Origin of the sequence: Gilliamella sp. Gris3-2, from assembly GCF_001690345.1 — a bacterium.
GTDB lineage: Bacteria > Pseudomonadota > Gammaproteobacteria > Enterobacterales > Orbaceae > Gilliamella > Gilliamella bombi.
In genome coordinates, this window is sequence record NZ_LZHB01000028.1 from 118,129 (window position 1) to 139,213 (window position 21,085).

Here is a 21,085-nt window from a genome sequence, read left to right on the forward strand (position 1 = left end):
GAAAAATTCGTATGAAATCAGTAATTCGGTTAGTAAGTAAATTGAGTGTCATTACGTTAGCTATCTCATTATCATTTGGTGCTTATGCTTCAAATGAACAACTAAAGGGACTTACGTGTGAAAGCAAAAAACAGGCTATTGAAAAACAGATTGATTATGCTAAAAAAAATAATAATTCTCATCAAATCCAAGGGCTTGAAAAATCATTACGTAACTTAAATAAGCATTGTTCAAATGATGATTTAGAAGCCAAATATAAAAAAGAGATTAACGAAAAATCAAATAAAGTGGCTGAAAGAACTAAAGAATTAGAACAAGCAAAATCAAAATCAAAAGCGAAAGATAAAGATAATGAACAGAAAATTGTCAAACAACAAACAAAATTAGCTGATGCTGAAAAAGAACTTAATAAAGCTAAAACTAAATTATCTGATTTTTATAAAGAATTGGGAGCTAAATAAACGATATCAGGCAGAGTATTTCCCGATTCTTGATTTATTTGCTCTTCAACGATATTTTATTATTAACACCATCAATAGTTATTGTTGACGGTGTTAGTTTTACATTTTTTATAAATCTATTGTCATACTAGACTTTTTAAAGCAAAAAGAGTATGGTGTGCGCCTTGTTACGTGGTTCGTGAACCTCCCACGCTAAAAAACTAAGGAAAAATAATGAGTAAAATTACACTACTAGGCGATCAGTCTGTTCGCTATCCAACAACCTATTGCCCTGAAATACTCGAAACGTTCGATAATAAACACCCGAATAACGATTATTTTGTTAAATTTAATTGCCCAGAGTTTACTAGTCTTTGTCCTATCACGGGGCAACCTGATTTTGCGACAATTTATATTTCGTACGTACCCAATATTAAAATGGTCGAAAGTAAATCGTTAAAACTCTATCTGTTCAGCTTTCGGAATCATGGCGATTACCACGAAGATTGTATTAATATCATTATGAAAGATCTTATTAAATTAATGGATCCTAAATATATCGAAGTCTGGGGAAAATTTACACCTCGTGGCGGCATTTCGATTGATCCTTATGCCAATTATGGCAAATCGGGTACTCATTGGGAACAAGTTGCGGCTAATCGATTAGCCAATCACGACATGTATCCAGAAAAAGTGGATAATCGCTAATTTAATCTATCTTAACAGGAACATTAATGCAAACTCGTAAAGCACTAGTTATATTTTCTGGTGGGCAAGACTCAACCACTTGCTTACTGCAAGCCATTGCTGATTATGGACGTGAAAACGTTCAGGCAATCAGTTTTCGCTATGGTCAACGCCACGCAATAGAGCTTGAAAAAGCCAAATGGATCGCTGATGATCTTGGTATAGAGCAAACTGTCATTGATACATCAGTTATCAAACAAACTACAAATAATGCGTTGATTGATGACGCTCAAGAAATTAAAGCCGCTCAAGATGGCGATTACCCTAATACCTTCGTTGATGGGCGTAATATGCTTTTTTTACTTTTGGCTGGCTGTCATGCTAAGCAACAAGGAATTTCTGACATTATTATTGGAGTTTGTGAAACCGATTTTAGTGGTTATCCAGATTGCCGTGATGTCTTTATTAAATCAATGAATGTATCAATGAATTTAGCCATGGACTATGCGTTTAATCTCATCACGCCACTGATGTATTTGACTAAAGCGCAAACGTGGGAAATGGCTGATAAACTAGGTTATCTTGATTATGTTCAAAAACATACCCATACCTGTTATTACGGTGTTGAAGGGGGATGTGGTAAGTGTCCAAGTTGTTTATTGCGCAATAAGGGCCTACAAGAATATATGGCTCAAGCTAAATAAATTCATTCATCATTGGGTTCTCTCACCCCATTAAAAAGGAAAAAAGATGTACTTAAATGTTCATTCAGAATCGATAGAAAAAAGTTTTACCTGTAAACAAAAACAAAAAGCGCTTTACTGGTTGGCTTTTTTTCACATATTAGTTATTGCTTCAAGCAATTATTTAGTCCAAATTCCATTCGAAATTTTTGGTTTTCAAACAACTTGGGGGGCATTCACTTTTCCGTTTATCTTTTTAACTACCGATCTGACTATTCGAATTTATGGTGCTAGTTTAGCCAGAAAAATCATTTTTGTTGTAATGATTCCTGCATTGTTATTTTCATACCTGATTTCGGTACTATTTTTTGAAACCCATTGGGTTGGATTATCAGCATTGACGGAATTTAATAGCTTCGTATTTCGAATTGCATTGGCAAGTTTTGCCGCTTATTTAGTTGGTCAACTAATGGATATTACTGTTTTTAACTATTTAAGAAAAAACAAATCATGGTGGGTTGCCCCAACAGCATCAGCAATATTTGGTAATGGTATTGATACTATTGTTTTTTTTGCTATCGCATTTTATCAAAGTAACGATGAATTTATGGCAAATCATTGGATCGAAATTTCGTTAATGGACTATAGTTTTAAAATTCTAATTTGCGGATTATTCTTTTTGCCACTTTATGGTGTCATTCTCAATTTTATCCTAAAAAAGTTAGTTGCAATGCCTAGAAACAATTAATCATTAAAATCTAAATTTTAGTTACTCACCTAAATAAACATAAACTCATTTATTTTTTTGATGAGTTTTATGTTTAATATTGAAAAATACACTAATATTTCACAACACTCAAAGGTCAATATAGCCTTTTATCCTGCGTCGGGCAGCCGAAGGCTTCATTCTGCATCCTGTGCTAGGTTTTTAGAAAATTTTGCCAAAAACTAGCGCTTTAGTATTTAGTTAGCTATAATTTTGATTATTTTATGGCAAAACGCAGCTCATTAAAAAATAAACAACTATAAAAATAAAACACAAATTAACAGGAGGTTAGATATTGTGTGCTATAATAATAACAGGCATTGGCAGTGCTATACCTTAAATCTATTTAAGTTTTACCGTAATCAAAAACAAACTCCATTTTGCTTTTTATTATCAAATCTAGCGAAATCGCCAAGATTGCCGTCGATTTCCAACTTGTTATCCAAATTAGCCATAGTTTTTGCACCATTGTTGTTATTGCCATATTCAGTGAGTTCGCAGGCGTTGTTAGCTCGGACCTCACAGGTTATTAACGGCTCTGCGCCGTATTTGACGCTTGATGGTGGCGTCACTAAATTAACTACAACTGATGATTTAATAAGTATTAAGTTATCGGACGGTCAAGTTTTCACTCCACAAAATAATAACTCAGCGATGACGCCAATTCATTTACCTAATGCAGGTGATACGCTTGCTAATATTGAAATGATAGTTCCACCATCAACCGACTCTGTGAGTATAAGTAGCTTGGTAACACAAGGTAATTGGGGAGATGATGATGGAGATGGACAGGGAGCTAATAGTGTCACTGCGACAGGGAATATATCAGTATCGTTTACTGATAAAAATAGTAATGCCGTTAGTCGCAGTGATATATTAGATATTTGTAATGCACCTTATAGGATAACATTAAGTAGTACGGATGCTACTTTAGAAACAAAGTATGGTGTGCCAAATAGAAGTACTTTAAACGGAAATACGGTGTCATATTATATCAACCCAAATTCACAGCAGCCTAAAGTTTGCTATGTAAGGCCTCGTTTGATATTTGGTGGTACTAATTTTGCTGGAGATAATCCTCGCTTTGCGGGTCCATCTAGTATATGGGATCCTACTAAAGGTTTTTTAACACAGTCAATTAATCCATCTTCTTATAGCCTTAATTTTCCCACTACGGGGGCAGATGGATTATATTTTGATTTGGATATAGGTGGGGTGGATGCAAGTCAGTTGACCTGGTCTTCAAAAACTTACGGAGGGATAACTGCAACAGTGAATTGGGTAAAACCTCGTTCAGACTCATTCACCATTCCATGCCGATGGTGCACGGGCACTACTACATATGATGATTGGATTACAGATAAATCCAAAAACGTAACGCGAGTAACGTTAAATGGTCCTAGGGCGAATAATATCCAAATACAATCAAGTAATCCTAGTCGACTTACTGTGCCATCTTTGCCGCAACTATTTGTGTTGGAAGGGAAGAATAGCAGTGGTGTGGTTGTTAAATATGGATTTGAGCTAAAGCAGTGGTTTGTCCATCGGGGAGAGAAATATACTACTGTTCCTGAGCAAGCAACTTGGTGTAGTAGTTTGGGTTATCGTTTTTCGAAGATAAGAGATTTAAGCAATGCGAAATGTGGTGTGGATAATGCTTATTTTCCATGTATAAGCGACATAGATGGCTCCACACCGTCGTCCGGTAGTCTATATTACCAACGTCAAATAGGGGCAGGATTTTTAAGTGAGTGGAGCGATTTATCCTATTATGGTGATGTGGCAGGTTTTGGTCGTGGTGATATTTGGACGAATGATGCGGTATCAAATACAACTCACTTATATATTCACCGTAATGGTTATGTGGATCAGTGGGGCACCTCTGGAGGTGGCTATGCTGTTTGCACCGTACCTTAGTGTTTAGTTCTTAATCCTTGAACTGTGGGAAGTTTATATGTAAATAGAGAATAATCAACCAAAGAACTGTAAATCCCCCAAACTTAGTACACAACTCACGTAGAAAATTAAGCTGCTTGTTTTAATGTTTTATATTCGAGCAGTGTCATGTTATTTAACGCCTCATGTGGTCTTTCGGTGTTATAAATCGTTAACCATTCTTCGGTTATTCTCCTTGCTTGTGCTAAGTTGTTAAAAAGATATAAATCGAGTACTTCAGTACGATAGGTACGATTAAATCGTTCAATATAACCATTTTGATAATAGCTACCGGGCTTTATATAATCAATGACTATATCATGTGATTTAGCCCAGTTTATAAAGGTTTTTCCTGTAAATTCTGGTCCATTATCGACCCGTATTTTTAATGGATATCCATGATATTCGGCCAGTTTATCTAAGTAACGGGTAATTCTTTCTGCCGGTAAACTGACTGCAATATCAATGCCTAGCGCCTCACGATTAAAGTCCTCTATCACATTGAATGTTCTCAAGTTCACATTGCGTTAATCTTTGCCTCTAGTTAGTATTTCGATTCATTCTATGCTGAACATTTTTCTTAGATACCTCTTTTATCAAAGTAATAATTGATCTTTGCAAAAATATTAGACAGTGCCCACCGCTATCATTTTATTGTTTTGGTAAAATTGCTATTCATATTGCTGCGGCGATATCTAGCCTTTGGCTGAAAGACGACGAATACGATTATAATAGATTTCAATATATTCAAATAGTGCTTTATTAGCCTGCATCCTCGTTTCATAATAACAACAATGAATAATATGGGGTTTGAGTGTATGAAAAAACTTTCAACAACAGCATTATCAAAGCAGTTTCCTCTTCGACTCATGCTTTGCCTTAGTCCATATTGTAACAATAATTGCTTGAAATCAGCACAGGAATATTGAATTCTTTGGTCACTATGAATGAAGACATTTTTAGGAAAGTGACGCCGAAACAAAGTTTGCTTTAATGTATTACACACTAAATAGCCTGTATCCCTAACATCATGAAGCAGGCTTGGTGCACCCAAACGGGCTTTATGTTGCCAATACTGTTTTTGGATATACTCGCTGAGTTTGGCGGATTTGTTTGCTCTTTTTAACCAAGCATAATAACCTGATGAACTGACACCAAGTAATGAGCATATCCTAGTAACGGGATAGCTGGTTAAATGATTTTTCATATAAGCGTACTTCACCGACTTGGATTGTTGATGATATGCACATGCGCCTTTTTTAGTATATCATTAGCCATTTTCAGTTCTTTAATCTCTTTTTCTAACGCCATAATCCGCTGTTGCTCAGCGGTTAACTCTCGACGGCTAGTTTTATTCGGGGAAAGTTGCCTAATCCATTTATCTAGGGTTGATTTACCCACACCTAGATGGTTGGCAAGTTCGCTGATAGAAAGGTGTGCATTAGATAACGCATAATCCACTGATTGTTGTTTGAATTCGATACTAAATTTTTTGACCATGATATTTGTCTCCTATGATTTTTGTTTATATCATAGAGGAAACTTTTGTCCACTTTTTTGGCGAGGATCAGTTTTCATCTTTACATTTCTTTACAAAAAAGTCCGCCAAAAAACTAGCCAACTATTTTATAAATGGTTATACTTTTATGGCTGTAGGAAAACAAGCTTATTAAATAAGCGAATAATTATAAAAATCTAAATAAAATAAATCATTACTTGACAGGTTAACCATAATGCATTATCATTTTAGTCACCAGCACTGACAAACCTATGTCTTAAGTTTATCAAATAATCTTATTCGACGAGTTTTTTCACGAAACTTATTTATACCTTCCAAATTATTTCTCAACGAATTATCGAAATTATCGCTCAAATCACCTAAAACAGCTTTGTTAGTATCAGCACTGTTATTATTGTCATCGTCATGGAATGTACAGGCAAATGGTAAAAAGGTTAGAGCGGGTAATCGTAGTGATGCAATAATAATACCGTCGCCAGTTATCAATTATGTAAGGCCAAATCTAACTTTTGGTAACGACGAATATGCAGGTCCAGCTGACATATGGAATCCAGGTGAAGGCTTTTTAGTTCAATCAATCAATCCTAACTCATACAACCTCAATTTTCCGACCACGGGTGCACATAATTTATATTTTGATTTACTCATAACTGGAGATATAGAAGAATTGACATGGGCACCTGTCACGCATGAGGGAATCACTGCAACAGTGACCAATGTTGTGCCTAATTATAGCTGGATTTCTGGAAAAGCCGTAGCTCGTGTTAAGCTAACAGGTCCAGAGGCAAGAAGCCAGTGGAAGAATCCTAGTCCTAGTCAAATAGCTAAGCCAGGGTTACCACAGACGTTTGAGTTAGTGGGTAGAGATATTAATACCGGTGATGAGGTAGTAAAATATGGATTTGTGTTGAAGAAGTGGTTCATCAGTAGTGGGGCCGTAAGAAGATATTATAATGAACAATCTGGATGGTGTAGAGGTTTGGGTTATCGCATACCGAGGGTAAGAGATTTAACCAATTCAAACTATAATAATTTAGGTGCAGCACCTAGTTCATCAGATAATAATTACATGCGTCACATAGGCGCTGGATTTTTCACGGAGTGGGGCGACATGCACGTCTACCCCCCTGATGCGGGCTTCGTCTACGGCTACTACTGGACGGGCGACGCTACAGGTAGCAGCCAGTTCAATGTCTACTCGTACCTCGGCGGCGTCCACAGCGACAGTGCCAGCAACTCCCGCTATGGCCTTTGCACCGCACCTTAGCTTTTAGCGTTTAGTTCTTAATCCTTAGGGAGCAGAAGGTCTTATGGTGCCTGAGAGGACAATATAGATAAGAATAAAGCCCCCGCGCAAGTTGGGGCTTTTAGCAGGCAAAGCTTGCGAGCCTTGCAAATTTATGGTTCGCCAATAAGTAGTTAAATGTTGATTATTATCCGTAATAAATCAGCAAAAAATTAATCAACTTTATTTTAGCCTTAATTTTGTTACGTTTATGCCAATTTTAAGTATATAATTGGTATAAATTCCTCTACTATGTATTGTTATGACTAAAGTATCTTCGTTTCGCCAAAAGCAAAGCACTATTTTTGTCGCATTTCTAGTCACAACTTTTATTGTTGGTATTGCTGGTGCTTTACAATCTCCTACTTTAAGTCGATTTTTAACTTTTGAAGTTAATGTTAATTCACGGCTAGTTGGACTTTTTTTTTCTGTTAATGCTTTAGCCAGTATTGTGGGTAGCTTTCTATTAGCTAAATATTCCGATAAAAAGGGCGATAGGCGTTATATTGTTATATTTTGCTGTTTAATGGGCATTGCTAATAGCATTACTTTTGCGTTTACACGTCACTATTTGGTTTTAATCACGCTGGGTGTTTTGTTTGCTGCGTTATCGTCTGCTGCTATGCCACAAATTTTTGCTTTAGCACGCGAATATGCCGTTAAAACTGGGCGTAATGTTGTGGCATTTAATTCACTTATTCGAGCTCAACTTTCGCTTGCTTGGGTATTTGGCCCACCAATTTCTTTTGGCTTAGCTATTAATTTTGGTTTTACGGCAATGTATTTAACGGGCATGTGCATGTTTATGGTCGCGATGCTGTTTGTTGCTATTTTTTTACCTTCGGTTGAAAAAAATCCTACCTCACAACTAAATAACGAAGCAGAGTTACAAGCAGCAAATCAACCACTTTGGAAGAATACAAATGTGCTTTGTTTATTGCTATCTACGGTATTTATGTGGACAGCAAATATGATGTATATTATTGATATGCCAATTTATGTTGATGTTGTATTACATCTTTCAGATTCATTGCCGGGTGTATTGATGGGGCTTGCTGCTGGTATCGAAATTCCAGTTATGCTTATCGCTGGATATTTAGTACCCCATTTAGGTAAACGAAATCTGTTTTTTATTGCGATTGTTTGCGGTTTGATTTTTTATCTTGGTATGATTTTTTGTACTGGTAAATATGCCTTATTAGCATTACAGCTCTTTAATGCTCTATTTATTGGTATTGTAGCTAACATTGGTATTATCTATTTTCAGGATTTATTGCCTACCCGAATGGGAGTGGCTTCTACTTTATTTAATAATGGTGTTATTTTCAGCATAATTATAGCTGGAATGTTGCAAGGATTTGTATCAGAAGCCTATGGACATGAGGTTATCTATTGGATTGCGTTAGTAATGGTTGCGATATCATTGTTATTCTGTACGTTGGTGAAAGATGTAAAAACTAACGTGGGCTGAAAGTAGATGAATAGTTAGATAATTAATAACACAATCAATAGTAAATAAATAATTAAGTGTAATTTGTCTTCTTAATAGTTAGGAAGACAAATTACTGAAACAATTAAAGATTAGATGTGTTTAACAGTTTTTCATAAAAGGCATAATCGGTCCTTTCATAACCCAATGGCGTAATGGCAATAAAGTTGGCATTAGCGGCATCAAGTTCTTTATTGTCATCAAGTATTTGTAAATTGCGTTTTGCTCTAAACCAAAAGTAATCGTTGCCTTCGGGATCTTGTGTTGGTATCACCATAAAACGACTTACATCGCTATCGCCTTGTTTTGTTATTTTCAAACCTTTAATTTGTTGTGCTGTACATGCAGGAAAATTAACGTTAAAACAAATATTTTGCGCAGATGGTAACGAAAGTAATTTAGCAATAACTGTTTGAGCGTGATGTTTAGCACAACTCCAGTCAGTTGGCTGGTTATCTTCACTGGTTAATTGACTCAATGCAATTGCAGGAATGCCCAAAGTCATAGCCATCATTGCCGCACCAACAGTGCCAGATAACACTGTTTCAAATCCTACATTTGAGCCATTATTAATTCCAGATAGTACTAGATCGGGTAGGTTGTTAGCCATCAAATATTTAATTGCAAATAGTGAGCAATCGGCAGGAGTGCCATAAACGGCAAATTCTTGTTTTCCACGTTGAACAACTCTAAATGGCGTTTTTAAGCTCACTGAACAAGATACTCCACTTTGATCTATGGCTGGTGCAACTACCCAAACCTCGTGAGCTATATTTTTTGCCACTTCTTGCAATAGTTTAATACCTGGTGCATCAAAGCCATCATCATTGACTAGTAAAACGCGATTAATTAACTTTTTTAACATATTATTTCCTTATTGAGCAAATGTATTACATTCGTTAATGGCACCGCTATCAAACCCACGTTTAAACCAAGTATAACGTTGCTTAGATGTACCATGGGTAAAACTATCAGGTACAACATAACCTTCACTTTGTTGTTGCAAGCGATCATCACCAATGGCTTTTGCGGTGTTTAAAGCTTGTTCAATATCACCTTCATCCAGCCGATTTTGCTGTTGCATTGCATTGCCCCACATGCCAGCAAAACAATCGGCTTGGAGTTCTAATTTAACCGACAATTGGTTATTTGTGATTGTGGACTGACCTTGTTTTAATTGCTCAACGTGGCTAAATGTGCCCAGCAAATTTTGTACATGATGACCAACTTCATGCGCAATTACATAACCTTGAGCAAAGTCGCCACCACCACCAAGTCGCTGTTTCATCTCTTGATAGAAAGACATATCTAGATAGACAGTTTTGTCAATACTACAATAAAATGGTCCCATAAAGGTTTGACCAGTGCCACAAGATGTTCTTGTAGAGCCTTTATAAAGTACTAACTTAGGGGGAGTATAGGTTTTACCTAAACGTTGAAATTCTTGATGCCAATAATCTTCAGTACTTGCTAAAATGATAGACGTAAATTTGACGGCATCTTCATCATCAATTGAATATTGATTAGTATTTTGTTCGGTACTGTTCGTATCAATTAGTGTTGAATCTAGCAAGCCAGTTAAATCAACACCATAATAGCCAGCAATTAACACTACAATAAATAAAACAATCTTACCTTTACCACCAATTGGAAGTCTTGTTCCTATTTCACTTCCTGATTGTGAGCGACGATCTTCAATGTTATCGCTCTCTCGTTGGTCTCTCCAGCGCATAGGAATTACCTTGTCAGTTTTAGTTTAATTATTTTAATGGATAACAAATAAGTATTCTAGATTAAGTTATTAGCGTTGTTATAAATTGAACCAATTAACTGTATAAAAATAGGTAAAGTATTTGTTTGTAAATTTGGTTATTTCTTGCTTTTTTTAGGTATATAATAGAATTCATACCATTATATCTTTATACTAATATTTGGGTATTGTTATGCCATATTTATTTCTTACTTTGGCGGCTTGTTTTTGGGGTGGTAATTACGTTGTTGGACGTGTTTTAGTTACTCAAGCCGATCCTATGGTAATATCCGAAGGTCGTTGGGTTATTACTGCGCTGTTATTATTGTGTTTATATCAACGTCAAGTTCGTAATGACTTATCCAAAATTAGAAAATCAATTGGTCCCATTTGTTTGTTAGCCATTTTTGGGCAGATTTTATTTCCATTAACACTTTATGTTGGATTGCAATATACCTCATCGCTTAATGCATCAATTTACCTTTCAGCAACACCATGTATGGTGTTGGTTATGAATAAATTGTTATTTAATGATACGATTTCAAAAAATAATATTTTAGGCGTGCTATTTAGTACAATTGGCGTGATTTATTTGATTTTACAAGGAAATCTAACTAATTTAAGTGAGTTGAGTAATATTAATAAAGGGGATTTATGGGCAATGGCATCAGCAATGAGCTGGGCTTGTTATAGTGCATTTATACGGTTAAAAGATAAATCTATATCTGGCAATGCTTTTGTGACTGTTAGTGCCGTGTTAGGTTCGGTCATGTTACTTCCTGTTGCGTTAGTGTATTTTTATTTTTACCCAGTTTCCAACCTAGCGCATTATACCTCAACAAGTTTTTTGCTTGGCTTATTATATATTGCTATTTTTGCGTCTTGGTTATCTTATTTATTTTGGAATAAAGGTATTATGGATATTGGTGCAACACGTGGGCAAATCTATACTCATATTATCCCTTTGTCAGCAGGAATTTTCAGTATTTTATTTTTACATACACCAGTTGCGTATTTTCATATTGTGTCGATAGTACTAATAGTTATTGGGATCTACTTTTGTTCACGGAAATAGTTAATAAGCAAACAACCATTTTTAAATGGCTTTAGTATTAACTTAAAAATCAAGAAAATTTTACAAAATGAGGTTATTTTGCTATAATTAGCTCTCAATTTTCACAAAAAGGAATTGTTTTGTTGTTATTTAGTAGAAATTAAAACAAACAATAAAACATTAGTTTTTGCTTTTTTATTATCCTCTTTTTTTATATTTGCTGTATTTTGCTTCAATTTTAATTAACTGATAAACACTTTTTCAAAGTGTAATCTAAAAAGTATTGTTCTTTGTGTATTAAAAGGTAACCGTTTACCTTGTTGCATCATTCCTTTTATTATTTGTATGTAAACAGGCGGTATTTTATGAAAAAAATAAGACAGTCCCAAAATAAACCATTAAACATCAACGATATTACGATAATTGATGATAGCAAGTTAAAAAAAGCCATTACCGCAGCAGCACTTGGTAATGCGATGGAGTGGTTTGATTTTGGTGTATATGGCTTTTTAGCCTATGTTTTAGGGCAAGTCTTTTTCCCTGATGCATCCCCTAGTGTTCAAATGGTTGCCGCACTCGCCACGTTTTCCGTACCATTTTTAGTTCGGCCGTTAGGCGGTTTAGTGTTTGGGATCCTTGGTGATAAATTTGGACGCCAAAAAGTATTATCAATAACCATCATTATTATGTCGTTAAGCACTTTTTGTATTGGTTTAATTCCTTCTTATGCCTCAATTGGTATTGCTGCGCCAATATTATTATTGCTAGCTAAATTTGCGCAAGGATTTTCAATAGGGGGGGAATATTCTGGTGCGGCTATATTTGTTGCCGAATATTCGCCAGATCGCAAACGTGGTTTTATGGGGAGTTGGTTAGATTTTGGTTCGATTGCTGGTTTTTTAGTTGGAGCAGGTTTAGTCGTGCTTTTATCTAGTATTCTTGGCAAAGTTGCATTTCATGATTGGGGTTGGCGAATTCCATTTTTATTCGCTTTACCGCTAGGACTAATTGGGCTTTACTTACGTCATGCACTAGATGAAACACCTGCATTTCAACAGCATACCGATTTGATGGATCAAAATGTTCGCGATCATATTACTAATCAACCTAAAATGACTTTCAAACAGATTATTATCAAATATTGGAAAAGCCTATTAGTCTGTGTAGGGTTAGTGATTGTTACTAATGTGACTTATTATATGTTGCTTACCTATATGCCTAGTTATTTATCTCATAACTTAAATTACGATACAGATCATGGCGTACTAATTATTATTGCTATCATGATAGGTATGTTATTTGTTCAACCATTAATTGGTTTTATTAGCGATAAAATAGGTCGCAGGCCGTTCATTATTGGGGGAAGCTTAGGTTTATTAATTCTTGCTTATCCGTCATTTGTTATGATCAATAGTGATATTATAGGTCTTATCTTTTTAGGATTATTGATTTTAGCTGTATTACTTAACTGTTTTACTGGTGTTATGGCCTCAATTTTACCGGCTATCTTTCCGACTAGTATTCGTTACAGTGCTCTAGCTATATCATTTAATATCTCGGTATTAGTTGCTGGTGCTACTCCAACAGTGGCGGCTTGGTTGGTTGAAGAAAGTAATAATTTATACATGCCAGCTTATTATTTAATGGTTGTGGCATTAGTGGGTTTACTTACAGGCATAAAAATGAAAGAAACCGCAAACCGTCCACTCCGCGGCGCAACGCCCGCAGCATCAGACAGGTCAGAGGCAAAAGAAATATTATCGGATCACTTTGACTCAATAGAACAAAAAGTCGAAGATATAGAACAGCAGATCGAAACATTACAACAACAGCGTCAGAATTTAGTCGATCAGCATCCTAAGTTAGATTGATTTTTTTATTTTTGGTTTTGTATGTTTTGTTTAACATACAAAACCAAAATTTAATAAAATCAAAACGATATATAAGTAATTTCTAACGGTAAAATTGATCCATCATAGAAATAGCTAAAACACTGCCAACCCTTTTTTTTATTAATAAATAAAAGTAAATAAAAACAAAGTATTATGTAAGATCTTCAAAAAAGGGTTTTTGAAAACAGAAATCCTATTTGCCTTTTGCTAAACAGGGTTTATAGTATATCGGTTTCTAGTTTACCGCCGCATAGGCGGTTTAGAAAATTTTACCGCCAGTTATTAATGGCGCTCTGATGTTTACCGCCGCATAGGCGGTTTAGAAAGACCAAAATCCTAGCATCTTTAAGCGATAATGGTTTACCGCCGCATAGGCGGTTTAGAAATATATTTATACATTATAGATTCTCGTCGTGGTGTTTACCGCCGCATAGGCGGTTTAGAAATTGTTCATGTTTTTAATAAACCCCAGTACGCTGTTTACCGCCGCATAGGCGGTTTAGAAATAAACTCGCATCAGTTTTCCCGTGGGGTCGGTGTTTACCGCCGCATAGGCGGTTTAGAAACTACATTCCTCGTTATGGTGAGCCTAAAGTCAGTTTACCGCCGCATAGGCGGTTTAGAAAATTAGTCGGAAGCTTGATATATTTTAGCGTGTGTTTACCGCCGCATAGGCGGTTTAGAAAAAATCAGACAATCGCCGTCGATCCTGCTTTTCGTTTACCGCCGCATAGGCGGTTAGAAATTCTGGCATTATTATTTTTAACAGCATAACGTTTACTACTGTATAACAGCTTAATTTTAATTAAAATTATTAAATTAAAAAACAAAAAAGTTTGAAAGTTAACTGTGAAAAAACTATTTGCACATTAACTTACTATGATATTGTCGACGATATTCAGTGGGTGTTCGCTCTGTCTTTTTTTTAAAAATCCGACAAAAATAATTACTATCTTTAAACCCCGATGCTAGAGCAATTTCTTTTATATTTAGATCATAATCCTTTAATAGCGATTTTGCATATTCTAAGCGAATATGATTTAGATATTCATTTAGCCCTATTTTTCCCTCGCTTTGAAATAGATGTGATAAGTAATTGGGTGAAATGTAAAACATATTAGCTAAAAAGTCGCGTGTAATATCTTCACGAAAGTGAGTATCAATATATTGGCGAATGGCTTCATATAGGCAAGTAGTTTTGGATGATGTTTTGATATTGATATTTAACAAATCGAGTGTGTTGCTAAGTAAACTGTGAATAAGATAGTAAGCAGTTTGATTTTGTTTACATGATTGGTTTTGCCAGATAAGTTCGGTCAGCGCTTGAATAATAAATGTACCAACCCGCGGGCCTCGTCTTGGTGTGTTAATTTGCCCAAGCGGAATTAGTTGTGTGCCATCCCATTGCAATAGGCTTATACCAATTTGTTGTTTACCAAACAATATGTTTAATGAAGTAACAGGGTTTGTCCAAATGGGTTTGTTCCAACTTTGAGCGGAAATATATAAAAGATCATTAATTGATAATATTTTTTCAATAACTTTGCCATTACTATCCGCCCATAGCATCTGTTGCTTTCCTTCTAATATAATTTCAATTCTAGGAAAGTTGACTTGGTAGGCAAGTGAAGGCGGACAAGCATTACTATTGGCAAAATAGATATGATTGATTGACTCTTGGTTATTGACTAGTTTGGTTAGTTTTTCGTTAATGATTTTTGTCATAAATTAAGTTAATGATAAATCAAGTGTGTACTATCGTTTAGATTATATACGCATATGGAAAAGATGAAAATAAGTATAAATTTTTCTTTTATTTAATAAGTTAATGTTAATTTTTCGTTGTGTGATCTAAATCTCAATTTCTTATTTAGCGTACAAAAATCCAGTAAATGACAAAATTGTCTTCTAGGCGGTTGGATCAGTTTTTTTTACTATAGCTGTAACGCAAAATTTGTAATACAAAGAGCGTTATATGTATACGTTAATAGATATTTGTTGGTTTTAGCTAGGAGTTAACCATGGAATTATATTTAGATACCGCCGATCTTGTCGCCATTAAACGTTTAGCTGAGGTGTTACCTATTAGTGGGGTTACCACTAATCCAAGCATTGTAGCAAAATCGGGCAAGCCAATTTTTTCGTTATTAGATGAACTACAGGGAGTATTGGGTTCAGATAAATTACTATTTGCTCAGGTACTTTCAAGTAATGCTGATGAAATGATAAAAGAAGCTCATCAGCTTAGAAAAGCAGTACCATCGATTGTGACTAAAATTCCTGTTAATGCTCAAGGATTGATTGCAATTAAAGAATTAACCCAGCAAGGAATTCCAACTTTGGGAACGGCTGTTTATGGTGCAGGGCAGGGATTTTTAGCTGCATTAGCAGGGGCTAAATATATTGCACCTTATGTTAATCGCATTGATGCTCAAGGCGGAAATAGTAAAGATACAGTACTGGAATTACAAAAATTGTTAGATTTGCACTGTCCACAATCGATGGTGTTAGCCGCAAGCTTTAGAACGCCAAGGCAAGCGTTAGATTGTATGCTTGCTGGTTGTAAGTCTATTACGTTGCCAGTAGATGTGGCTGAGCTATTTATTTCTGATCCAGCTGTTGATGCGGCGATTACTAAGTTTGATCAAGACTGGTGTAATGCTTTTGGTGCGTTATCGTTTTAAATTTATTTTTTAATTTGATTTTTTCTAAACTTGTTTCATCGCTTTTGGGTTAAACAAGTTTATCTATTTTTTCAATTATAAAAATAGCATTATTCTAATATATTTTGTTGTATGATGAGCCATTTAGCAATAAATATAAGGATCAGCTGATGGATGAAAAAATAGGAAAAATCAAATTCAATAAGAAAGTCATCGTCAATGCGTTATTAACAGTATTGAATATTGAAAGAATATCTCCCAGTTTTATTCGCATACAGTTTAGTAGCGATAAACCAGTAAATATCGATCCATTATGGATTTGTCCGTATTTAAAATTGCTTTTTCCTGATCCTTCAACCAATGTAATTACTTTCCCTAAACTTGATGATAATAATAAAATCGCTGTTGATGATAAGCAACGTCAGCTAGTCCGTAGTTATAGTGTGCGCGAATTTGAGCGTGCCTCTAATCAATTTTTTGTTGATTTTGCTATTCATGATACAGGATTGGCTTCAGTGTGGTCGCAAAAAACTAAGATTGGTGACCAAATTGGTTTGATTGCGGCAGCCAGCAAGTTGCGATTTACTGATAATTGTTTGGTGTTAATGGGGGATATTTCGGCTGTGCCCGCCATATGTTATACGCTTGAACATCTTCCTCAAAATCAGAAGGCTTTTGCCTTTATACAGGTTAATCATAAAAGTGATATAGTGCCGTTGCCAGATAATAAAAATATTAAGGTGAATTGGTTTATACAAAATAGGGATAATCCCTTTCAATTAGTTGATGCGGTAATTAATGCTGATTTATCAGAGCAAAATAAGCTGTTGTTTTGGGGAGGGATGGAGAGTTCGTTGGCACAATCTGTTCGTCATGCTATTAAAGATAAATATATACATTTGTCGCCTGATGCTTTTCATATTACTAGTTACTGGCGAGAAGGTTTCGCCGAAGGCGAATTTAAACATCGTGAATAATTAACGGTTACTTTTATGAATATTCTTGCTCATTTGCATTTGGCTACGTTAGCACGTAGTTCGTTGATTGGTAATACAGTTGCTGATTTTGTTAAAGGTGATCCTTATTTAATTTATAACTCTAATATTGCCGATGGCATTATGCTACACCGTAAAATTGATAGATTGACCGATAGCCTGCTTGAAGTTAAGAAAGCCAAGCTGCTGTTTAGAAAATCGCATCAGCGAGTTGCACCCATTACATTAGATATTGTGTGGGATCATTTTTTGTCAAAGCATTGGGCTAATTATGGTTTGTTGTCGAGTGTGTCTCAATTTAATCAAGTAACAAAAGCTCATATCCAACCTTATATTGACGTTTATCCGGTAGATTATCAGCATTTTATGAATTCAATGTGGCAAGGGGAGTGGCTCGAAAATTATGCTTCTATTGACTTTGTTGGTAATGTCCTTAGTGGTATGGCAAATAGACGACCAAAATTATATTTGTTAAAAGAAACAATTATTGATGTTAAGCAGCATTATGCTCAATTAGAGTCGTTATTTTTTTTGTTATATCCCAAAATCTGTTTAATAGTAAAAGCTTAGCTCTAGCTAAGCTGAGTTTTGGTGCTACCAGTTCAAGCCGCTGTGCTTAAACCAGTAGCATTTTGAATATTTGCTGTTAATTAGGCAATATCAGTTTGCCATCCTCTTTTTGGATAATGCTGTTGCTATTTGGCGTTTGGGCTATCGGTTTTAGGTTGTTGTTGGTTATTTGTGGCGCATAACCACTTTTACCTCCACGAGTTTTAGTATGTACAACTTGGCTTATTGGTAGCGTAGCGTTGTTGGTTAAGTTAGCCCATAACCATTCGATGGCATCTTCGCCATAATAATCAATTGGTAGTAATGTGTTGTCAAATGGGGCTCTGCCATCTAAGTAGCTGGCGTTTTCTACTTCAATATATCGCAGTTGTGATTGTTTACCTTCTACCAAACTGTTTAATGCAACATAAGCGCGCGATGTATAGTTTGGTAATTGTTTAACATTATTCCGACCATGGACAATAAAGGTTTTTATACCATGTAAGTTACCCGATGCCATAACTTGTTTTATGCCTTCGTTAACTCGTGGTTCTTGTGATTTTTCATAAACACAGATCGACCCTTTGGTGCCATAATCAATAGTATTTTTTGTTTGCGAGCTAGAATAAAATTCACGTCTTGGAGTGTTGAGATCTTCGTTTTCAACTAGATCCAAAACCGTTGCATTACGGCCATTCCAAAGCGGTAAATGGCCTTTAGCCATTCCCCATATTTGTTCAAACGAAATTTCTTTTAATGGTGCAACTTTTCCTGTGTTGTTAATTGGGTTTTGCTGGGTGCTTGCTACCGAAAAATTGCACATATTTTCGGTGACACTATATTTGCCATAAGCACTAATATATTGATAAGGTAGACCAATGGATTCAGTGTAGTAAAAATAGGGTAGTTGGATGTCCATTTCTGGTGTCCAACCATTTTTATGTAGTTTTTCTAGCGCTTCTTTTGGTGTTCCTGTAGTAAGTAACTTTGCTTTTTTAAGGGCGTTACAGCGCTCTTGTGAATAAAGAAAATAATCCGCATAAGGTACATAAGCATCTTCTTTATAAGCTGTTATGGCTGGTATGGCACATGGTATATATAACGCACCATAAGCACTGTAATTAGCAATAGATTTGGCTTCTAACTTTTGCGAGTTGTTGTTGCCGATTTTGAGTTTAATTGAGGCTTTGTCAAGATTTGGTTGAATTTGTGGATTAACTGCAACAATGCCGTTAATTATATTTTGGTCGTCTAATTCTCCAGCTTTTAATGCTGCTCCACCACCATCACTTGCGCCATAGACTAAAACCAGAGTGTTGTCTTTGTTGAATATAGCTTGATCATTCGGTGAAAACTTAATATTAAGTTCATAAAAAGCAAATTCTAGGGATTTTAATACGTGTTCCCCCCAGCGGGCTTCGGCATTGAGTTGCGAGTGTAGTTGTTTTATAGCATAGCGGTGGGGATATTTTTTAATATATTTTTCTTTATTATTAATCGAAGGAGAGAATAAGATGTTACCGCTTTGTACTTCTCCCCAAACGGTGAATCCAAGTTTGCGTTCAATATCATAAATGCCGTTACCTAGCCCTTTGTCGTTATATACTACTGCACAGTTGTGACGGAGTCCCCATAATCCACGAATCTGTATATCTTTGGTATTAAATATTCCATCCGAATCACTAGCAGGAACCGCAACAATGCAAGGTTTATTTTTGTTAAAATCAAGTGGAATTTGTAGCAACATGCCAACACCGTCTTGTCTTTGTACAGCTGATATTTCGGTACCTGCAATTTTACCGTCAAACAAAGGGGTTAGTTCTTGCTTTCTAAAACCAAATAGTGTTCCTTCACCAATTTTGGTGTCAATATAGCGATTTAGTTTGGCTTGTCGGCGTTCTTGAAAGTTTGGTTTAGCTGGAATTTCAACTTCTGGCACGATAATAGTGGTTGATAATGGGGTAAACCCAAGTCCAGCTGTAACAAGGTCATCACTATCACCATCATAATAAGCCAATGTATTGCGAACTAGCCACTTTGGCTTTTTAATTGTGTTATCAATTGGGGATGGCGTGCTGCTGTTAGTTTCAGTATTGGTTGTTATAGTTGTGGTTGACGTTGCCGTTTTGCTATCGGCTTTTGTATTGTTTTTGCCAGTACCAGCGTTTATGTTAGAGGTGGTTGATTTTGTGGTATTGGACTGTGCCATTAATGGCATAGTAACAGCGGCAAAAAATATTAATGAGGCTAACGTTCTTAATTTTATCTTTTTCATTTTCAATACCATGCAATGTTATTCTGCTACATAAAATCTTAATAAAAAATTAGGTATATGCTAGTTAACACGTTATATAGTTTTAATTTTTTGAGGTGTGATTATACACTATATTTTTGTTATGCGTTATTAGATAAATTGAGATTGCAAATTGCCCAAAAGGCAGCAATGATTTTCTCTGATAATCTTCTTTTTTGTACACAAATACCAACATCAAACGGTTCCATTAAGTTTGTTGACCATTCGGTTATGCGCTCTCTTATTCGTTCAGGGCTATTGTCCATTACGACTTTAGGTAATAAGGCTACCCCACAACCTAAAGCAACCATCGATACAATGGCTTCGTGTCCTGCAACCGTAGCATAAATTTTGGGATTGGAAATTTTTCTTTGCTTAAACCATAAATCAATACGGTGGCGACTAGGGCCATGTTCAGGCAATATAAAGGGAATATTATGCCAGTCAGGCTGTTTTTGATGTAGTTTGTCACTAAACGTGCTATTAAGTTTAGGTATTAGCAATACCATTTCAATTTCGCCAAATTTTAAAAACTCAATACCAGTAGGGAGCTGTTTTGGTTTACCTGCTATAGCTAAATCGGCTTCATTTGCTTGAATTTTCTTTACAGCGTCAGCAGCATCACCCGTTGATAGTTTGATTTCAACTAGAGGATAGTGGATCCTAAAGCGATCAAGTATTTCAGGTAGATGGCTATATGCAGCGGTGACTGAACAAAATAGAGTGAGTTCGCCGACAATTTGTTGGTTAGATTGATCTAAATCATATTTTAGTTGTTGGTGCATGTTTATTACTTGTTGAGCAAAACGTTTAACTTTTTCGCCCTCCGAAGTGATTTGTACTTGCCTATTGTCTCGAATAAATAGCGCGTGACCAAAATGTTCTTCAAGTCGTTGGATCTGCCTTGATAAGGTTGATGGACTAACATGCATAGCATTTGCCGTTATACCAAAGTGACAGGTTTCGCATAAATGTAAATACAATTTTAAATCACGAATGTTCATAGCAAATCCCAGTTTTTATACTTAAACATATAGTTACCTGAAACTTTTTAACAAAAAGCAGTAAATAGTGCATTACTTATT

General features: G+C 35.6%; 20 protein-coding genes, 1 CRISPR repeat array and 1 riboswitch. Of the genes, 12 read left to right on the top strand and 8 right to left on the bottom strand.

Features of this window, described 5'->3' with window-relative positions; genetic code table 11:
* Nucleotides 1-11: 11 nt before the first annotated feature.
* The 5 genes from A9G32_RS05295 (at nt 12) to A9G32_RS05315 (ending at nt 4,493) form a co-directional block, all read left to right on the top strand.
* Complete coding sequence (locus A9G32_RS05295) at nt 12-461, top strand: DUF1090 domain-containing protein (RefSeq protein ID WP_065589272.1); 450 nt, start codon at nt 12-14, stop codon at nt 459-461.
* Between the two features lie 165 nt (nt 462-626).
* Nucleotides 627-671: riboswitch (PreQ1 riboswitch) on the top strand.
* Nucleotides 672-674: 3 nt separating this feature from the next.
* Nucleotides 675-1,148 carry a preQ(1) synthase gene (gene queF / locus A9G32_RS05300; protein WP_034912452.1) on the top strand — a complete coding sequence of 158 codons (474 nt, stop codon included), beginning with the start codon at nt 675-677 and terminating at the stop codon, nt 1,146-1,148.
* A gap of 26 nt (nt 1,149-1,174) precedes the next feature.
* Nucleotides 1,175-1,831: a 7-cyano-7-deazaguanine synthase QueC gene (gene queC, locus A9G32_RS05305; RefSeq protein ID WP_065589271.1), complete on the top strand. Its 657-nt coding sequence runs from the start codon at nt 1,175-1,177 to the stop codon at nt 1,829-1,831.
* A gap of 46 nt (nt 1,832-1,877) precedes the next feature.
* Nucleotides 1,878-2,558, top strand: a complete 681-nt coding sequence (locus A9G32_RS05310) for a 7-cyano-7-deazaguanine/7-aminomethyl-7-deazaguanine transporter (RefSeq protein ID WP_065589270.1) — start codon at nt 1,878-1,880, stop codon at nt 2,556-2,558.
* 315 nt (nt 2,559-2,873) lie between these two features.
* The gene (locus A9G32_RS05315; RefSeq protein ID WP_065589269.1) at nt 2,874-4,493 is read left to right on the top strand and encodes a hypothetical protein; all 1,620 of its coding nucleotides are present in this window, start codon (nt 2,874-2,876) and stop codon (nt 4,491-4,493) included.
* 107 nt (nt 4,494-4,600) lie between these two features.
* On the opposite strand, the gene A9G32_RS05320 is transcribed toward A9G32_RS05315, so the two are convergent.
* The 3 genes from A9G32_RS05320 to A9G32_RS13590 form a co-directional block, all read right to left on the bottom strand.
* On the bottom strand, nt 4,601-5,032 hold the full coding sequence (locus A9G32_RS05320) for an IS3 family transposase (protein WP_081296759.1): 432 nt from the start codon (nt 5,030-5,032) through the stop codon (nt 4,601-4,603).
* 125 nt (nt 5,033-5,157) lie between these two features.
* Entirely contained in the window at nt 5,158-5,718 is a 561-nt protein-coding gene (locus A9G32_RS13585; protein ID WP_141672653.1) for a DDE-type integrase/transposase/recombinase, read from the bottom strand.
* An 11-nt stretch (nt 5,719-5,729) separates the two neighbouring features.
* The gene (locus tag A9G32_RS13590; RefSeq protein WP_034915696.1) at nt 5,730-6,011 is read right to left on the bottom strand and encodes an IS3 family transposase; all 282 of its coding nucleotides are present in this window, start codon (nt 6,009-6,011) and stop codon (nt 5,730-5,732) included.
* Nucleotides 6,012-6,424: 413 nt separating this feature from the next.
* Here A9G32_RS13590 and A9G32_RS05335 point away from each other — a divergent pair, with 413 nt between their 5' ends.
* Both A9G32_RS05335 and A9G32_RS05340 read left to right on the top strand, forming a co-directional pair.
* A complete protein-coding gene (locus A9G32_RS05335; RefSeq protein ID WP_065589265.1) occupies nt 6,425-7,297 on the top strand; it encodes a hypothetical protein in 873 nt (290 codons plus the stop codon).
* Nucleotides 7,298-7,577: 280 nt separating this feature from the next.
* The gene (locus A9G32_RS05340; RefSeq protein WP_065589264.1) at nt 7,578-8,786 is read left to right on the top strand and encodes an MFS transporter; all 1,209 of its coding nucleotides are present in this window, start codon (nt 7,578-7,580) and stop codon (nt 8,784-8,786) included.
* 103 nt (nt 8,787-8,889) lie between these two features.
* Here the strand turns inward: A9G32_RS05340 and surE are convergent, their stop codons facing one another.
* Both surE and ypfJ read right to left on the bottom strand, forming a co-directional pair.
* On the bottom strand, nt 8,890-9,669 hold the full coding sequence (gene surE / locus A9G32_RS05345; protein ID WP_065589263.1) for a 5'/3'-nucleotidase SurE: 780 nt from the start codon (nt 9,667-9,669) through the stop codon (nt 8,890-8,892).
* A 9-nt stretch (nt 9,670-9,678) separates the two neighbouring features.
* Nucleotides 9,679-10,536, bottom strand: coding sequence for a KPN_02809 family neutral zinc metallopeptidase (gene ypfJ / locus A9G32_RS05350; protein WP_065589262.1), 858 nt, complete (start codon nt 10,534-10,536; stop codon nt 9,679-9,681).
* A gap of 211 nt (nt 10,537-10,747) precedes the next feature.
* Here ypfJ and A9G32_RS05355 point away from each other — a divergent pair, with 211 nt between their 5' ends.
* Nucleotides 10,748-11,629 (top strand): DMT family transporter, encoded by an 882-nt coding sequence (locus A9G32_RS05355; protein ID WP_065589261.1) that lies wholly within the window; start codon nt 10,748-10,750, stop codon nt 11,627-11,629.
* Between the two features lie 344 nt (nt 11,630-11,973).
* On the top strand, nt 11,974-13,479 hold the full coding sequence (gene proP / locus A9G32_RS05360; RefSeq protein WP_065589260.1) for a glycine betaine/L-proline transporter ProP: 1,506 nt from the start codon (nt 11,974-11,976) through the stop codon (nt 13,477-13,479).
* A 259-nt stretch (nt 13,480-13,738) separates the two neighbouring features.
* Nucleotides 13,739-14,246: direct repeats of the CRISPR family, unit length 28 nt; unit sequence GTTTACCGCCGCATAGGCGGTTTAGAAA.
* A 112-nt stretch (nt 14,247-14,358) separates the two neighbouring features.
* On the opposite strand, the gene A9G32_RS05365 is transcribed toward proP, so the two are convergent.
* Nucleotides 14,359-15,225: a helix-turn-helix domain-containing protein gene (locus A9G32_RS05365; RefSeq protein WP_065589259.1), complete on the bottom strand. Its 867-nt coding sequence runs from the start codon at nt 15,223-15,225 to the stop codon at nt 14,359-14,361.
* Nucleotides 15,226-15,521: 296 nt separating this feature from the next.
* On the opposite strand from A9G32_RS05365, the gene fsa reads away from it, so the two are divergent.
* From fsa to A9G32_RS05380, 3 genes are all read left to right on the top strand, one after another.
* Nucleotides 15,522-16,184: a fructose-6-phosphate aldolase gene (gene fsa / locus A9G32_RS05370; RefSeq protein WP_065589258.1), complete on the top strand. Its 663-nt coding sequence runs from the start codon at nt 15,522-15,524 to the stop codon at nt 16,182-16,184.
* Nucleotides 16,185-16,333: 149 nt separating this feature from the next.
* Nucleotides 16,334-17,140: a siderophore-interacting protein gene (locus A9G32_RS05375; protein ID WP_065589257.1), complete on the top strand. Its 807-nt coding sequence runs from the start codon at nt 16,334-16,336 to the stop codon at nt 17,138-17,140.
* A 15-nt stretch (nt 17,141-17,155) separates the two neighbouring features.
* The gene (locus A9G32_RS05380) at nt 17,156-17,728 is read left to right on the top strand and encodes an acyl carrier protein phosphodiesterase (RefSeq protein WP_065589256.1); all 573 of its coding nucleotides are present in this window, start codon (nt 17,156-17,158) and stop codon (nt 17,726-17,728) included.
* A 76-nt stretch (nt 17,729-17,804) separates the two neighbouring features.
* Here the strand turns inward: A9G32_RS05380 and A9G32_RS05385 are convergent, their stop codons facing one another.
* Nucleotides 17,805-19,982: a 3-hydroxybutyrate oligomer hydrolase family protein gene (locus tag A9G32_RS05385; RefSeq protein WP_065589255.1), complete on the bottom strand. Its 2,178-nt coding sequence runs from the start codon at nt 19,980-19,982 to the stop codon at nt 17,805-17,807.
* 119 nt (nt 19,983-20,101) lie between these two features.
* A complete protein-coding gene (ilvY, locus tag A9G32_RS05390) occupies nt 20,102-21,004 on the bottom strand; it encodes an HTH-type transcriptional activator IlvY (RefSeq protein ID WP_065589254.1) in 903 nt (300 codons plus the stop codon).
* Nucleotides 21,005-21,085: the final 81 nt, after the last annotated feature.

Excerpts from the sequence above, each read along its gene's own strand:
- A9G32_RS05355 (WP_065589261.1), top strand. The coding sequence starts at position 10,748 with ATGCCATATTTATTTCTTACTTTGGCGGCTTGTTTTTGGGGTGGTAAT.
- surE (WP_065589263.1), bottom strand. The coding sequence starts at position 9,669 with ATGTTAAAAAAGTTAATTAATCGCGTTTTACTAGTCAATGATGATGGC.
- A9G32_RS13590 (WP_034915696.1), bottom strand. The coding sequence starts at position 6,011 with ATGGTCAAAAAATTTAGTATCGAATTCAAACAACAATCAGTGGATTAT.
- A9G32_RS05310 (WP_065589270.1), top strand. The coding sequence starts at position 1,878 with ATGTACTTAAATGTTCATTCAGAATCGATAGAAAAAAGTTTTACCTGT.
- ypfJ (WP_065589262.1), bottom strand. The coding sequence starts at position 10,536 with ATGCGCTGGAGAGACCAACGAGAGAGCGATAACATTGAAGATCGTCGC.
- queC (WP_065589271.1), top strand. The coding sequence starts at position 1,175 with ATGCAAACTCGTAAAGCACTAGTTATATTTTCTGGTGGGCAAGACTCA.
- A9G32_RS05385 (WP_065589255.1), bottom strand. The coding sequence starts at position 19,982 with ATGAAAAAGATAAAATTAAGAACGTTAGCCTCATTAATATTTTTTGCC.
- A9G32_RS05375 (WP_065589257.1), top strand. The coding sequence starts at position 16,334 with ATGGATGAAAAAATAGGAAAAATCAAATTCAATAAGAAAGTCATCGTC.
- A9G32_RS05295 (WP_065589272.1), top strand. The coding sequence starts at position 12 with ATGAAATCAGTAATTCGGTTAGTAAGTAAATTGAGTGTCATTACGTTA.
- ilvY (WP_065589254.1), bottom strand. The coding sequence starts at position 21,004 with ATGAACATTCGTGATTTAAAATTGTATTTACATTTATGCGAAACCTGT.
- A9G32_RS05340 (WP_065589264.1), top strand. The coding sequence starts at position 7,578 with ATGACTAAAGTATCTTCGTTTCGCCAAAAGCAAAGCACTATTTTTGTC.
- fsa (WP_065589258.1), top strand. The coding sequence starts at position 15,522 with ATGGAATTATATTTAGATACCGCCGATCTTGTCGCCATTAAACGTTTA.
- queF (WP_034912452.1), top strand. The coding sequence starts at position 675 with ATGAGTAAAATTACACTACTAGGCGATCAGTCTGTTCGCTATCCAACA.
- A9G32_RS05365 (WP_065589259.1), bottom strand. The coding sequence starts at position 15,225 with ATGACAAAAATCATTAACGAAAAACTAACCAAACTAGTCAATAACCAA.
- A9G32_RS05380 (WP_065589256.1), top strand. The coding sequence starts at position 17,156 with ATGAATATTCTTGCTCATTTGCATTTGGCTACGTTAGCACGTAGTTCG.
- A9G32_RS13585 (WP_141672653.1), bottom strand. The coding sequence starts at position 5,718 with ATGAAAAATCATTTAACCAGCTATCCCGTTACTAGGATATGCTCATTA.
- proP (WP_065589260.1), top strand. The coding sequence starts at position 11,974 with ATGAAAAAAATAAGACAGTCCCAAAATAAACCATTAAACATCAACGAT.